14 protein-coding genes are annotated in these 14,379 nt (G+C 66.5%); 8 read left to right on the top strand and 6 right to left on the bottom strand.

Going from position 1 to position 14,379, the window contains the following annotated elements:
* The first annotated feature begins 178 nt into the window (after nt 1-178).
* Nucleotides 179-1,126 carry a M56 family metallopeptidase gene (locus ACIBL3_RS29485; protein WP_396356919.1) on the top strand — a complete coding sequence of 316 codons (948 nt, stop codon included), beginning with the start codon at nt 179-181 and terminating at the stop codon, nt 1,124-1,126.
* 22 nt (nt 1,127-1,148) lie between these two features.
* On the opposite strand, the gene ACIBL3_RS29480 is transcribed toward ACIBL3_RS29485, so the two are convergent.
* Together ACIBL3_RS29480 and ACIBL3_RS29475 are read right to left on the bottom strand one after the other, a co-directional pair.
* The gene (locus ACIBL3_RS29480) at nt 1,149-1,655 is read right to left on the bottom strand and encodes a DUF2269 domain-containing protein (protein WP_396356917.1); all 507 of its coding nucleotides are present in this window, start codon (nt 1,653-1,655) and stop codon (nt 1,149-1,151) included.
* Between the two features lie 2 nt (nt 1,656-1,657).
* Nucleotides 1,658-1,849, bottom strand: coding sequence for a hypothetical protein (locus ACIBL3_RS29475; RefSeq protein ID WP_396356916.1), 192 nt, complete (start codon nt 1,847-1,849; stop codon nt 1,658-1,660).
* 93 nt (nt 1,850-1,942) lie between these two features.
* On the opposite strand from ACIBL3_RS29475, the gene ACIBL3_RS29470 reads away from it, so the two are divergent.
* The gene (locus ACIBL3_RS29470; RefSeq protein ID WP_396356915.1) at nt 1,943-2,509 is read left to right on the top strand and encodes a TetR/AcrR family transcriptional regulator; all 567 of its coding nucleotides are present in this window, start codon (nt 1,943-1,945) and stop codon (nt 2,507-2,509) included.
* Nucleotides 2,510-2,954: 445 nt separating this feature from the next.
* Here the strand turns inward: ACIBL3_RS29470 and ACIBL3_RS29465 are convergent, their stop codons facing one another.
* On the bottom strand, nt 2,955-4,142 hold the full coding sequence (locus tag ACIBL3_RS29465) for a helix-turn-helix transcriptional regulator (RefSeq protein WP_396356914.1): 1,188 nt from the start codon (nt 4,140-4,142) through the stop codon (nt 2,955-2,957).
* 98 nt (nt 4,143-4,240) lie between these two features.
* On the opposite strand from ACIBL3_RS29465, the gene ACIBL3_RS29460 reads away from it, so the two are divergent.
* Nucleotides 4,241-4,579, top strand: coding sequence for a hypothetical protein (locus ACIBL3_RS29460; RefSeq protein ID WP_396356913.1), 339 nt, complete (start codon nt 4,241-4,243; stop codon nt 4,577-4,579).
* Nucleotides 4,580-4,696: 117 nt separating this feature from the next.
* On the opposite strand, the gene ACIBL3_RS29455 is transcribed toward ACIBL3_RS29460, so the two are convergent.
* Nucleotides 4,697-4,894 carry a hypothetical protein gene (locus tag ACIBL3_RS29455; protein ID WP_396356912.1) on the bottom strand — a complete coding sequence of 66 codons (198 nt, stop codon included), beginning with the start codon at nt 4,892-4,894 and terminating at the stop codon, nt 4,697-4,699.
* A gap of 193 nt (nt 4,895-5,087) precedes the next feature.
* On the opposite strand from ACIBL3_RS29455, the gene ACIBL3_RS29450 reads away from it, so the two are divergent.
* Nucleotides 5,088-6,494, top strand: coding sequence for an IS1380 family transposase (locus ACIBL3_RS29450; protein WP_396357090.1), 1,407 nt, complete (start codon nt 5,088-5,090; stop codon nt 6,492-6,494).
* A gap of 704 nt (nt 6,495-7,198) precedes the next feature.
* Here the strand turns inward: ACIBL3_RS29450 and ACIBL3_RS29445 are convergent.
* Nucleotides 7,199-8,656, bottom strand: a complete 1,458-nt coding sequence (locus tag ACIBL3_RS29445) for an amidase family protein (RefSeq protein WP_396356911.1) — start codon at nt 8,654-8,656, stop codon at nt 7,199-7,201.
* A 14-nt stretch (nt 8,657-8,670) separates the two neighbouring features.
* Nucleotides 8,671-8,898, bottom strand: coding sequence for a trehalase-like domain-containing protein (locus ACIBL3_RS29440; protein ID WP_396356909.1), 228 nt, complete (start codon nt 8,896-8,898; stop codon nt 8,671-8,673).
* Nucleotides 8,899-9,345: 447 nt separating this feature from the next.
* Here ACIBL3_RS29440 and ACIBL3_RS29435 point away from each other — a divergent pair, with 447 nt between their 5' ends.
* The 4 genes from ACIBL3_RS29435 (at nt 9,346) to ACIBL3_RS29420 (ending at nt 14,366) form a co-directional block, all read left to right on the top strand.
* On the top strand, nt 9,346-10,365 hold the full coding sequence (locus ACIBL3_RS29435; protein ID WP_396356908.1) for a redoxin domain-containing protein: 1,020 nt from the start codon (nt 9,346-9,348) through the stop codon (nt 10,363-10,365).
* A 16-nt stretch (nt 10,366-10,381) separates the two neighbouring features.
* On the top strand, nt 10,382-10,585 hold the full coding sequence (locus ACIBL3_RS29430) for a hypothetical protein (protein ID WP_396356907.1): 204 nt from the start codon (nt 10,382-10,384) through the stop codon (nt 10,583-10,585).
* A 117-nt stretch (nt 10,586-10,702) separates the two neighbouring features.
* Entirely contained in the window at nt 10,703-11,260 is a 558-nt protein-coding gene (locus ACIBL3_RS29425) for a sigma-70 family RNA polymerase sigma factor (protein WP_396356905.1), read from the top strand.
* A 349-nt stretch (nt 11,261-11,609) separates the two neighbouring features.
* A complete protein-coding gene (locus tag ACIBL3_RS29420; RefSeq protein ID WP_396356904.1) occupies nt 11,610-14,366 on the top strand; it encodes an ATP-binding protein in 2,757 nt (918 codons plus the stop codon).
* The last annotated feature ends 13 nt before the right edge of the window (nt 14,367-14,379 follow it).

Below are 14,379 nucleotides of genomic sequence, written 5' to 3'. Positions count from 1 at the left end.
CTATGCAGAATAGTTGCCTTGGGGTCACGCGGAGGGACAGCTGAGCTATGCATCGGTTCCTGGATGGCATCCGCCCCTCGCGACCACTCGCCTCCAGGACCGTTCTGACGATGCCGGCCGACGAGGTCTCCCGGATGCGCACATTGCTTGACAATCCGAGCGCGCGAAGGATGCAGGCATGATCATCGGCCTGACCCTCGTCGGCTCCGCGGCGCTGATGGCGACTGCCGGTGCCTGGCTGCTTCGCCGGTCGACGTGGCCGACACAGGCGCCGCGCCTCGCGATCGTCGCCTGGCACAGCATGGGAGCTTCCGTGCTGCTGTCGTTCGCGCTGGGGTCGGTCGCCCTGGCTGTGCGGCTTCACCCCGAGCGCACCGACCTGGCCGAGCTCTTTCACACGTGCGTGACGAACCTGCACGCGGCCTACGCGACCCCCAGTGGAGCCACCTCGACCACGCTCGCGCTCGCGGCTTTGGTCCTCGTCGCCATCAGGACTGCGTGGGGTGTCGGTACGGCGCTCGGCCAAGGCATCCGGCAATGGCGACATCACCTGCAGATCCTCAATCTGGTAGCCCGGCGCGACGCGCAACTCGATATCCTCGTCCTCGAACACCCGACAGCCGCGGCTTTCTGCGTTCCCGGCCGAGGTCAGAACATCGTGCTCACCAACACGGCATTGGGATTGCTCAGCCGGGACGAACTCAATGCCGTCGTGGCCCACGAGAGGGCACACCTCCGTGGTCGCCACCACCTGCTCGTGGCGCTGTCGCGAGGACTTTCTCGTGCCTTTCCGCGTGTCCCTGTCTTCACCTGGGGCGATGAACACGTCCGCCAACTCGTCGAGCTCGCCGCCGACGACCGGGCTTCGCGTCACCACAGGCGATCCGCGATCGCGAGCGCCATACTCCAACTGGCGGACGACGCGGTGCCCGCAGCGACGCTCGGTCTCGGCAGTGAAGCCGTGCAGCTTCGCCTCGAGCGACTCACCGACCGTCGCGCCGCAATGCGCCGGACCAGACGCGCGGCGCTCTGCCTACTGGTCGCAGCGGTATTCGTCGCGCCGGCCATCGTTGCGGCTGTGCCGGCACTTGTCCTCGCAGGCATGGACTACTGCGGACTCCGCTGACGCCTGCCATCTGGGCGGCCACTCAGGCCGGTGAGCGGCGGCGTACGGCGAAACGCGTGACACCGCGAGGCTTGTACACCGACAGGACGACCGCCACCAGGAGCAGGGCAACGGCGGCCACGCCGTGCACAACGGGCGACGGGTCTCTGGTGCTCAGCAACTCAACGGCGGACAAGGACGAGTCCCGGCCGAGGGCGGCCAAATAGCCAAGGGTCTGCATGTAGAGCAGCAGCACGCCGGTGGCCGCCACGTTCATCACGAACTTGACCAGCACCCAGTAGTGCCGGAGCAGACCCCAAGCGCTGCCGAGCGCCTGAACGACACCACTGATCAGCGACACGACACTCAATGGCACAAGGATCCACCAGCCGATCATCTCCATCGAGATGTAACACGCCCGAACCACCGTGGCGTCATTGCTGGTCAGGGCAATGACAGCGAGCGCCAGTACGGTTGCGACTCCGCCCAGCCAGCCGACCGATGACGTCACATGGGTGGTGAGCACGAACTTGCGGACGGACGGAGGCATCCTCACGATCGGACTACGCCTGTGACCGTGGGTTGACTGTTGTTCAGATGCCGGCCGGGCCCATGTCCACCGGCGAGCATCAGAATCAGAGCCAGGACGAGCACCGCCAGCGCCAGCAGCCCGAACACCTTCACCCACCTGGGCACACCAGCAGCAGAGTCGTGCGGATCAGGAGCCGGTTCGCGATCGGCCATCACGGTGTCCTTTCAGGTAGAGGTGTTTTTACAATACACTCTGTCTCGCTCAGCACAATCCGTCGTACCGTGGCGAGCTGTAGACTTCGACCTGTGCCGAGACTGTGGAGCGAGACGATCGACGAGCACCGCCGCGCGGTTCGCGAGGCGACCCTCGATGCCACCGCCGAGCTGATCGCCCACCACGGGCTCACGTCCGTCACGATGTCGCAGATCGCCGCCACCACGGGTATCGGCCGGGCGACCCTCTACAAGTACTTCCCCGACGTCGAGTCGATCGTTGCTGCCTGGCACGAGCGACTGATCACCACGCACCTCGAGCAACTGCGAGTCGTCCGCGAGCAGGCACGGACACCACAGGACGCGCTCCACGCCGTACTCCAGACCTACGCACTGAACACGCTGCACCAGCACACCCTGGAAGGTGCCGCGACGCTGCACCGCTTAGAACACGTAGCAGATGCACGCCAGCACCTCCGCGACTTCCTGGCAGACCTGCTCACTGAGGGCGCCAGAGCCGGTCAGGTACGCGCTGACATCCCACCGAACGAACTCGCAGAGTTCTGCCTCCACGCTCTCTCTGCCGCCGGCGACCTGCACTCGAAGGCAGCTGTCGCACGACTGGTCACGCTGATTCAGGGCGGTCTCACACCACACTGACGAAGACATCCCAGGGGTTTGGGTGCCTTCGTCGTACCAGCCCTCGACAAGCAGTCGATCCTCGAACCCACCGGCGTAAGACCTGATCCCGATGACCCACCTGACGGAGTCGCAAACCGTTACACACCTGGCATTCGAGGCGTGTCATCGATCTGCAACGCGTACTTCGACACCTCCGCGGTCGCACGTTGAGCATTTGTGGACGACCTACCACCCCCGTTCGGGCAAGATCTGACCGCGCGCCAACACGTCTGCGAGCACTATGACGACACCCAACTTCAGCATGCCAACGCCGCCCTTCGTGAAGCCCTCTCGCACGCCCAGATGCGATTGATCTCGGCGCATAGCAGATCTCGCAGATGGATCTGAGCGAAGATTCTCAGAGCTGAGAACGGCAGCAGGCGCTCCGCCAGTGCCGGTGGCGCCTCGTGATCCCAATCGAAGGTCAGGACTTCAGGGATTCGTAGGCGTCGCGGAGTTCGGTGGCTTCGGGGAGGCCGCACGCGTCGACAGCCTTGATGACTTCTTTGGCGCGCCAGAAGGTGGAGGGGACGAGGCGGCCGGACGTGAGGGCTTCCATGGTTACGCCGCTCGCTTCATCGGGCTTGCTGCTGGCAATGAGGGCCAGGGAAAGATCCAGGCGGGCAGTGGCTGCGCGGCGGGGTCGCGCATTTCCGGACGACAGGTTCTCGAGCTGAGTGAGGACCTGACGGGCGATCGATTCCGCGCCAGGGTCTCCCAGCCAGGAGAGCGTTGTGGCTACGTACGCGTTCGACTTTTCGGGGTCGTAGCGGTAGTGATGCTCGGGCCGATCAGGCACTTTGAGTGGCGCGACGAGCTGCTCAACGCGGCTGAGGACGTTCAGGGTTTCGCGGGTGTGGCCGAGTCGTGCATGGGCTCGGCCTTCTTGTGCGGTGGCCTGGATGTACGCCGAACTGTCGTGCGGAGCGATCGTTTGGGCGCCTTGACTGAGCCTCAGGGCGCGACGGTAATCGCCGTCGGTCACGGCCTGCCATGCCTCGGTTTCGAGGCACCACGCCGACAACTCGGCGTGTTCACCGTGCTCTGCCAGTTGCGTCGCCGTACGCAGTCTTGCCGCTGCCGCCGGACGGTTCGCAAGGTCGATGGAGCACGTCGCGGCTAGGAGAGAAAGCCAACTTCCGACGACGACCAGGCGGCGGTGTTCTGCGAGTGTCTTGCGGGCGTCAAGCAGCTGACCGACGTACGCGAGGTGACGCCGGACCCGCAGCAACAGAAGGTCCGGCGGCGTCGCTGGATAAGCGATCGCGAGCTCATCGACCGCAGCCTCCAGGCGCTCCAGCGTCTGCGAGCCGACGTCGCTCGACGCGACCCGTTGCCGCAGTTCGATGGCCTCCGCTTCGTCGGTATCGATCGTCGGGGTGGCCAACCGAGCCAAGTCCTCAAAGTCGAACAGGCTCATGCCGAAGACGACGGCGAGCCATTCGAGCCAGTACCGACGCGGACGGCGCCGGCCCTGTTCCCATCGACTCACTTCGTGCCGCGTGACAGCAGGGTTGCCTGAAGACTTGGCAAGTAGTTGGGCAAGGTCCGCCTGACTCAGCTCACGTTCGGCGCGTAGCTGAGCAATCAGCCGTCCGACGCCTGTTTCCATGATGGCTGGCTCATACCTTTCGACTCAGTCATCGATCCCACCCATTGGCCACCAGTATGGCCCCTCCGGAGAGTGACGGCACGGTCGAAACTCGTCACATGACGGCGGGGAACGGGACAAATGAGCACCAGCTCGTGCACGGCTACTACCGAGAACACCTCTTCATGAGTGCCCGGGAGAAGGCCGACATCCGCGCGCGTTTCTCGACGTACACGGAACAGCGGGGCTACCAACTCGGCAAGATCTTCGAGGAGAAAGTCGAGAGCGTGCCGGCAGCATTTAGTGAGCTCGTCGACGCCGTCGTCTCCGACCGAGCGGCCGCTGTTGTCGTGCCGAACCTGGCGCACTTCGCCGTACTCGGGAATCCGGTTCGCATCCGGGAAGAACTCCGGTCCGTCCTGCAACTCGCCGTACTCGTGACCGACCAGCACCCCTGATTCGGCGGGCCGTGCGTGCCGGTCCCTGCACCCGCCCACGGCCTGCCTTCCACCTGAACCGTTGGCTCACACCACCACGCCCGCTCGGGAGCCGGTGGCGAGCACGCGTGGGACGGACTACCTGATCCGCATGCCGGAGATGGCTCGGGCGATGACCAGGCGTTGGATTCCGGAGGTGCCTTCGTCCTCGAAGGGTGCCTTGCACGCCGCCGCAGTCTCGGTGATCGGCTTGACGAAGAGCTCCTGACCGATCTTTTGTTTTGGAACTGCGCCAAACCATCTCGCAATCTTCTGCCCCACCGAAGGCTCGGCCATGACGGTACGCCTCAGATCGCCGATACCCGGCAAGGAAGGCGCCGCTAGCCTCAGGCATTCATCGGTGAGTGGGTGAGCCGGGCATGGAATGGCGAAGTGCCTTGCCTGTAAGGAAGAATCGATCTTGCGAAGGATTCGATCGACCTGGCAGGAAGGCACTTCTGGGGTGAAGGGTAGCAAGCGGGTCCGGCGGGTGCCGGTGGGTGCACCGCGGTTTGTGGTGAGTGGGGATGGCGATGGTGTGGCGTCGCGGGCGGGGGTGGTGCTGCTGCGGGAGTTGGCGTCGGCGTGCGGGTTGGCCGATCAGGTGACAAACGCGTTGGCCGACACCTACAAGGCGGCGTGGCTGCACGCGCCGGGGCAGGTGTTCGCCGATCTGGCGGTTGCGGTGGCCGATGGCGAGACGAGCATGGACGGAATTGAGCGGCTGCGGGAACGTGGCCAGCTGCACGGGGGCGTGGTGGCCAGTGATTCCACGGCGTGGCGGCTGCTGGAACGCATGGACGCGGCGCATTTGGGGCGGGTGCGTCAGGCGCGGGCGGCCGCGCGTGCGCGGGCTTGGGCGGCGGGTGCGGCGCCGGCGCAGGCGAGCGATCCGGACGGCTGGTTGACGATGGATGTGGACGCTTCGGTCGTGCCCTGTCATAGCGATAAGGAGAACGCGGCGGCGACGTGGAAGAAGTCGTATGGTTTCCACCCGTTGATGGCCACGCTGGACCGCAGTGAGATCTCCTCTGGCGAGTTCCTGGCCGGGCTGCTTCGCCCTGGTAATGCCGGGAGTGACACCGCAGCTGATCACATCGAGGTGCTTGACCTGGCGCTGGAACAACTCCCGGCGCCGGTGCGGCCGGGCACGCCGGACGCTCCGTCGATCCTGGTTCGTTCTGACAGCGCCGGAGCCACCCATGCGTTCGCCGCGTACTGCCGCGAACAGCGTGTGGGGTTCAGCTTCGGCAAGGCCGTTGACGTCACGCTGGTAGCGATCGCCGACGCGATCGATGACAGGTTGTGGCAGCCGGCTGTCAACACCGACGGCTCGATCCGCGACGGCGCCTGGGTGGTCGAGGTCACCGGCTCGCCGGCAGCACAACCGGTCCTGTCGGCGTTCCCCGACAGCACGCGCCTGATCCTGCGCAAGGAACGCCCTCATCCCGGCGCCCAGCTCGGGCTGCACAACACAACCCGGGAAGGGATGCGGCTGACCGCCTTCATCACCGACACCCCAGCCGGGATCGTCCCACGCCACGTGGCCGGGCTGGACCTGCGGCACCGCCAGCACGCCAGGGTCGAGGACCGGATCAAAGACGCCAAGGCAACCGGCCTGAACAAGCTGCCCGCATGGAGCTTCCAGGCCAACGCCGCCTGGCTGGAGATCGTCGCCGCAGCGGCCGACCTGATCTGCTGGACCAAACTTCTCGGCTTCGCCGACACACCTTCGATCGCCCGCACCAGCCCAGCCACCTTCCGCGACCGCGTCCTGCACATCGCAGCCAAGATCACCACCACGGGCCGCCGCATCCGGCTCCATCTCGACGCCACCAGCCGCTACGCCGCCGACATCGTCACCGGCTGGACCAGACTCCGCCACGCCTTCACCTGAACGCCTGCCTACCCACGACCCTGAACGGAGACCCCCAACCCCAACTAAACAACGCGATCCCGGGACCCAACCGAAGCCCTTCCCGGGACGCCGCAACCTACCCAAACCACGAAATCACAACACACACAGCGATCCACGCCCCACTCCACCGCCGGATGAAGAATCGAGGCTAGACCCCGGATGGCAGGTCTTGCGTCGGTCAGTCCAGCATGCGCGCGCCGAGTACCGCGGTGTGGAGTACGAACCGCTGGGTGGGATCCCCTGGGTCGTGGGTCAGTTTCACTTGCCGCCTGGGGGTCAGTTTTCACCTGCCGTCGACATTCCGATCCACGCTTGGCGCTCAGCGGCGACCTCGGGACGGTCGCGATTGCGGTGGACTGCCGCGGTCTCGCGGCCTGAAACGGAAGGTCGGCGGTTCGAGACCGCCACTGACCACCTCCCTCACCTGAGGAGATAGCACTCTGTAGTCGAGGAACGTGGATGAACTGCAGCAATGACCGCAGCATGTGAGAGGGCGCGGCCGCGCGCGGTCAAGCGGTAACCGGGCGGAACTCGCTGAAGCGCGTGGCACCGTCCAAAGCGCAAAAGAACCACCGCAAACGACCACCAAGAACTGAGCAGCTTGTCGGGAACGCTGAGCGTCTGTTCGGCGAGCCATCGACTGTCGTTCGTCACCCTCTCGCGACCGACGTCGGGCCCGAGCGTCACGCGGGAATCTTCTCGAGGGCCTGCTCGACCCGGCGCGCCACGTCGAGCAGCCTGCGGTCGTCTCCCCGCGCCCCATCGAGTTCGATTCCGAAGGGAAGACCGCTTCGTGCCAGGCCGATGGGAAGACTGATGCCAGGCAGCCCGGCCCCGCTGGCAGGAATCGTGTTCTTCGCAAGGAAGAGATGGTCGACCTGCTCGCCGGCCACAGTGAAGCTCCACTGCTCTTCGATCAGCGGAGCGAGTGCGGCGACCGTTGGGAAGGCAAGTGCATCGAAGCCGCCCTCGCTGAGGGACCTGCCGAGACGCCGCTGGAGCTCCGGGCGGTCGATCGACAAGGTGGTCTCGAAGTCCGCGTCGGAGAGATAGCCGGGTCCCGACCGAATCACGAACTGCCCCCACACGTCCTTGAGTTGCGGCTTCAAGTCGTCGTAGATCTGGCTGAAGGTGGCAGGGATGTCGTTCGTGTGGAGGAACTCGGAGACTGCCTGCTGAGTCTCGCGGAAGAACAGGTTCGAGGCCACGCGGTCTGCCAGCGCAGAGAAATCCTCGCCGAGGTCGATCTCGACGACCGTGGCCCCGGCAGAACGGAGACGATGAAGTGTGTCGTTGAACTGTGCCTCGATCTCGGGATCGACAAGGCCGAGGAACTGCCTCGGGGCGTAGGCGAATCGCACGCCTTCGAGTGCAGAGCGGCCGGACGGGGGAATGGTGTCACCGGCAACGATGATCTGGTCAATCAGTATGCAGTCGTCGACATTGCGTGCCAGCAGCCCGGCTGTGTCGAGGGTGTGAGAAACCGGCGCGACTCCATCGCCGGGCCAGCGCCCTGTGGTGGGCTTGAACCCGACTACTCCCGTCAGTGCGGCGGGCACTCTGATCGATCCGATCGTGTCGCCTCCGAACGCTGCGGGCACAATCCGCGCAGCTACGGACGCCGCTGAGCCGCTCGACGACCCGCCGGGAACGTGCTCTCGGCCGCGGGGGTTCTTCACCTGACCGAATCGGGCGTTGTCGCCGGTCAATCCATACGACATTTCGACGAGATTGTTCTTGCCGAAGACGATCCCGCCTGCATCTTTGATCGCTCGCACCACGGCCGCGTCGCGGGACGGGATGAAGGTCTCCAAGGTCTTCACCCCGATCGTCGTACGAAGACCCCGCGTCAAGTAGCTGTCTTTGACGCCGAGCGGGACTCCGAGAAGCGGCGCAGTCGAGCCGGCCGCGTGGGCCTTGTCCGCTTCCACGGCCGCAGCCAGCACCGACGACTCGTCGATGGTGATGAAGGACTGCAGATCGGAGTTGCGGCGTGCTCGCTCAAGCAGGGCTGCGGAATAGGACTCCGCGCTGATCTCGCCTTCACGGATTGCAGCAGCGGCTGCCGCCACACCGAGCTCTGCGAGCGCGCCATTATTCTCCGCGGGCGTCGGATCGATGCCTGATGTGTTGGTGTTCATGAGCAACCTGTGTTCTACGTCGTTGGGTGGGGGCTGGTCGGGCGGGTTCGCCAGTTGCGCGGTGCTGCGGCCGGATCGAACGCGTCCGGAACGGGCATGTCGAGGATTCCGAGGAGAGCCGCGAAGACAGCCGCCGAATCGAACCGCGGCAGACACAGCCAGTCGACCGCTCCATCGACGCTGACCAAAGCTGCCGTGTGCAGGTCGCCGATCAGGGCGTAGTCCTGAATGTGCCGATTCATGGTCGTCCTCTTGCTCTCATCGGGTCCTGATCGCAAGCGTCGGTGGCGGACGTCACTCGTCGCACCCGTACCAAGCCCTGGTCGGCTCCCCTGGCTCGACCTGCAGGCACCTGCCTCGGGTCCTTCCCCACGGCGCCCCTGCGGAATCAGTCCGTCCCTCCCGCCGTCGCCTGTGGTGTGAGCCGAGCTCGAAGCTGCACCCTCCGGGACGAAACGAAGGATCACCCAGGGGGTGTCCCAGTGCATGGCACGGGCGCGATGCAAAGCACCGCGCGGCCATGCTTCACAACATCCGCAAGCCACTACCGCCCCCGAACCAAAGAGGACCAGATGGCTCTCAAGGTTGAAACCCCAGCCGGAGCGGCGGGACGGCCTAGTGGCCGACCCAGGCCGGTCAGTCCGCCGAGTCGTGCGGCGACACCGCGCTCCAGCAAAGAAAGGTGAGTCATGACAGCACGATCGCCCGACCCTGCTGGGCTGCGCCCGGAGACGATCCGGCTGCCCGTCCAGGGAGAGCTGCCTTCCTTCGGCGGCTCGACCGGATGGCTGAACTCACCGCCGCTGACGGCAACCGGGCTGCGCGGCAGGGTAGTCCTGGTCAACTTCTGGACCTACACCTGCATCAACTGGCTCCGTCAGCTTCCCTATCTGAGGGCATGGGCGGCGAAGTACTCCGGCCATGGGCTGGCCGTGGTCGGAGTACACACCCCCGAGTTCGGGTTCGAGACCAACGTCGAAAATGTTCGCCGGGCGCTGCGGGAGATGAAGATCGATTACCCGGTCGCGCTCGACAATGAGTATGCGGTCTGGAGCGACTTCGGCAATCACTACTGGCCGGCTCTGTACTTCGCAGACGCCGACGGACTGCTGCGGCACCAGCACTTCGGCGAAGGTGAGTATCGCCAGTCCGAGAGGGTCATCCAGCAACTGCTGGCCGAGGCCGGATACGCCGGTGCCAGCCATGGATCGGCGGCGGTGGTTGCGGAAGGCGTCGAGGCGGCCGCGGACTGGGCCAACCTGCGATCGCCGGAGACCTACACCGGCTCCGAATGCACCCGGAACTTCGCATCTCCGGGCGGCCCCGTGCCGGGCACGCGCCACACTTATGCGGCTCCCGCTGCGCTGAGACTCAATCACTGGGCCTTGTCGGGTGCGTGGACGATGACGGAACAGGCCACCACATCGGCTGCGGCGGACGCGCGGATCACCTGCCGATTCCACGCCCGGGATCTTCATCTCGTCATGGGCCCCGCTGTTCCAGGAGCGTCGGTGCGGTTCCGCCTGCTCATCGACGGACAACCGCCCGGCGCGGCTCGAGGAGTCGATGTCGACCACCAAGGCAACGGAACAGTTGCCGAGCAGCGGCTGTACCAACTCGTTCGGCAGCCCGGTCCGATCAAGGACCGCACGTGCGAGATCACCTTCCTCGGTCCCGGCGCCCAGACCCATGCATTCACGTTCGGATAGACGAGGAGGCCCGGCCATGTCAGATCGAGTTCCAGGCGGCGCGACCGCCGACACCCGGCGGCGAGTGCGGGTCTGGTTCGGCGTGCACGTGATCGCCGAGCTCATCGCCGTACCCGCGGCCGCGGACCGCTACGCCGCGGCGATGGACCGGCGGTTCGCCGGGCTGCGGATCACCAACGACCCCGTCCCCGGCCCGGCCGGCGCCGAACAGATCGAGTAGGGGCCGATGTCTGTCCGACCAGATGCAGTGCGGCCAGAAGTCCACCAACCCGGTGGGCGGGCGTTCCGAGTTCACTCAGCGCCCGTCCGCCGTACCAAGCTCCCGAGAGTCACAGCCATGGACCATCGCATCAGCACCGACCGAGCGTGCTCGGCGGACTCGGCCTGGGACGACGTGGTCCGGATCCACGCGGGGCGGGTCTACCGGCACGCCTACCGCTTGACCGGCAATCGACCCGATGCGGAGGACCTCGCCCAAGAGGTCTTCGTCCGCGTGTTCAGGCACCTGCACGGTTACACCTCAGGGACCTTCGAGGGCTGGCTGTACCGCATCACCCAGAACCTGTTCCTCGACCAGGTACGGCGACGCCACGGCATCCGGTTCGAACCATTCCCCGACGCGTTCCACCTCACCACCAGCCCGGCTCCCGACCAGGACCTCGAGCACCGGATGTTCGACGCCGACGTGCGGTCCGCGCTCGACGAACTGAGCCCCGGCGCCCTGGCAGCCGTCGTACTCCATGATGTCGACGGCCTGACGTACGACGAGATCGCCGCGATCCTCGGCGTCCGGTGCGGCACCGTGGCCAGCCGGCTGCATCGCGCCCGCGCGCAGTTGCGTGCCGCGCTGGTGCATCGGTCACCGCGGGGTGGACCAGGTCGGGTCGCTGCCTGATCTGCTGATCGAGGTCCTCGTCCTGCTCAGCCGGTCGAGTCCGCAGTGTCCGTCCGGTGCGTCTCCTCATTCGCCCTGGGGGCTACCCCGTAGTACTGCAGCTTGAGGCCGTTCCGTTGCGTTTGAGGAAGCCTTACGCTGGCGACATTGGTCGCCGTCGCCAGAGCAATGATCGTCGAGCGCCGGTGGCGTGACGTTCAGTGGCGTATGACGACACTGCAGATGGTCCGGTAGCGCCGTCACAGGGGCTGGTCAGGTACACACGGACATCCCAATGGGAGCGATGTGGGACGACATTCCAGACGAGAAGTCGGGGCCGCTCCCGCCTCGGTGCTCGAGGAGGTCGGCGTTGGCCGGCGAGGGTGGTAGGCACGCCGCGCGGCTGCTCGGGCGTCACAGCGAGTGTGAGGCGCTCGACCGGTTGGTGGCCGAGGTACTGGCCGGGACGAGCCGGGTGCTGGTACTGCGTGGTGATCCGGGCGTGGGCAAGAGCGCGTTACTCGGCTACCTGTCGGGGCAAATCGCCGGCTGGAGGGTCGCCACGGTCACCGGCGTGGAGTCGGAAATGGAACTGGCCTACAGCGGCCTCCACCAATTGTGCGCGCCTCTCCTCGACCATCTCGAGCAACTGCCGAGTCCACAGCGCGATGCGCTCGCGACGGTGTTCGGGCTCAGTGCCGGGCCAGCTCCCGATCGGCTCATGGTTGGGCTCGCTACACTCACCCTCGTGGCCGAGGCCGCCGAGGAGCAGCCGCTGATCTGCCTGGTCGAGGATTCACAGTGGCTGGACCACTCGTCCGCGCAGGTCTTCGGTTTCGTCGCCCGGCGCCTGCTCGCCGAGCGGGTTGCCTTCGTCTTCGCCGCGCGTACGGGAACCATGGACGAGGTCCTCGACGGGCTGCCCTCGCTGCGGATCACCGGACTCGGCGACGGCGATGCCCGAGCGCTGCTGCTGCGCAACGTGCATGGCCCGCTGGACGTCGGCGTGTCGGACCAGATCGTCGCGGAATGCCATGGAAATCCCCTCGCGCTGCTCGAACTGCCGCGCACCTGGGGGGCCACGGACCTGGCCGGAGGATTCGGGGTGCCTGGCGAGCACGCGGTGGCGGGCAGGATCGAGCTGAGCTACCTCCGGCGTCTGCGCGCACTCCCTTCCGATACCCGGCTCCTTGTACTCGCCGCAGCCGCGGAGCCGCTCGGCGACACTTCCCTGCTTCGCAGTGCCGCCGAGTCGCTCGGCCTCGACATGGCCGCAGCCGCCCCGGCGATCGACGACGGGCTCCTCCAGATTCGCGGCCGGGTCGAGTTCGCCCACCCGCTGGTCAGATCCGCCACCTACGGAGCAGCTGCCGTCGAAGACCGGTACCGAGTCCACCGGGCGCTCGCAGCGGCCACCAACGCTGAGGCAGACCCTGATCGGCGCGCTTGGCACCGGGCCCGGGGGACGCCGGGACCCGACGAGGACGTGGCGGCCGAGCTTGAACGCTCGGCCGGACGGGCACAGGCTCGCGGCGGCCTCGTGGCAGCAGCGGCCTTCCTGACCCGTGCGACCCAACTGACCGCCGTACCTGCGGTGCGGGTTCGACTGGCACTGGATGCGGCCTTCGCCAACGTGCAGACGGGAGGTTTCACGACCGCGCGTCGCCTGCTCGCCACCGCTCGCGAAGGACCGGCCGATGAGGTGCAACGCGCGCGTATCGACCTGGTAGGCGCCCTGCTGGCCTTTGCGTCGAGACGAGGGAGTGAGGCGACACCACTCCTGCTCGCGGCCGCCCGCCGCCTCGAACCTCTGGATCTCCAGATGGCACGACAGACGTATCTGGACGCCTTCTCGGCCGCACAGTTCGCGGCCCGCCTCAATGCCGGAGTGAGCATCGCCGATATCGCGCGGGCCGCCCGCTCCGCTCCGCTCCGGCCCGAGCACGAGCCCACGGCCGGTGACCTGCTGCTCGACGCTTTCAGCTCGCTCACCGAGGACTACGCCAGTGCGGTCCCGGCCTGCCGGGAGGCGTTGCGGAGACTCCGCGACGACGAGCTGCCGACCCGGGACACCCTGCGCTGGTGGTGGCAGGGCTGCGTACTCGCGCTCGAACTCTGGGATGACAGGAGCGCGTATGCCTTGTCGTACCGTCACCTTCAGGCCGCCCGGAGCGCGGGCGCTCTGAGCGAACTCCCATTGGCGCTCGGCTCGCGAACGCCCGTCCTGGTGTTCTGTGGTGAGTTCTCGGCAGCCGCCTCGCTGGTCGAGGAGGCGAAGTCGGTGCGGGATGCGATGGGGGTCGACGAGGCCCCGTACGGCGCCTTGATCGTCGCCGCGTGGCGCGGTCAGGTCCGCGAGACGACCGAACTCGTAGAGATCACGCTCCGCGAGGCCGGCGCGCGCGGTGAGGGCGTCGGAGTCGCGATCGGCGAGTACGCGCATGCTGTCCTGTGCAACAGCATGGGCCTGTACGAGGAGGCATTGGCGGCCGCGCAGCGCGCGTGTGAGGACCCGCAAGAGATGGTCGCGCACAACTGGGGGCTTACCGAATTGATCGAGTCGGCCACGCGGACCGGACACGCGGAGCTGGCAGCGGACGCCGCCCGGCGACTGTCCACGAAGGCACGCGCCACCAGAACCGACTGGGCTCTGGGGATGGAAGCCAGAGCTCGAGCGCTGCTCGGCGACGGCACTGACACAGAGCTACGGTTCCGCGAGGCTGTGCAGCATCTGGGCTCGGCCAGCGTTCGGGCGGAGCTCGCGCGGACTCACTTGCTCTACGGAGAATGGCTCCGGCGGGCGAATCGCCGGGCGGACGCCTTCAGCGAACTGAGCACCGGTTACGAGATGTTCAGCTCGTTGGGAATGGACGGTTTCGCCGAGCGGGCGCGCCGGGAGCTCGCTGTCGCGGGCGCGACGGTGCGAAAACACACCATCCGAAGGTATGACGATCTCACCGCCCAGGAGGCTCAGATCGCCCGGCTGGCTCAGGACGGACTGTCGAACCCCGAGATCGGCGCGCAGCTGTTCATCAGCGCGCGGACTGTCGAGTGGCATCTGGGCAAGGTGTTCAGCAAGCTCGGTGTCAGCTCTCGCCAACAGCTTCGGGGTGCGCTGGTCACCTAGGGAACGGGACCGA

This window comes from Kribbella sp. NPDC050124 (assembly GCF_044460355.1).
In the GTDB taxonomy this organism is placed as follows: domain Bacteria; phylum Actinomycetota; class Actinomycetes; order Propionibacteriales; family Kribbellaceae; genus Kribbella.
This window is presented reverse-complemented; position numbering and strand designations above follow the sequence as displayed.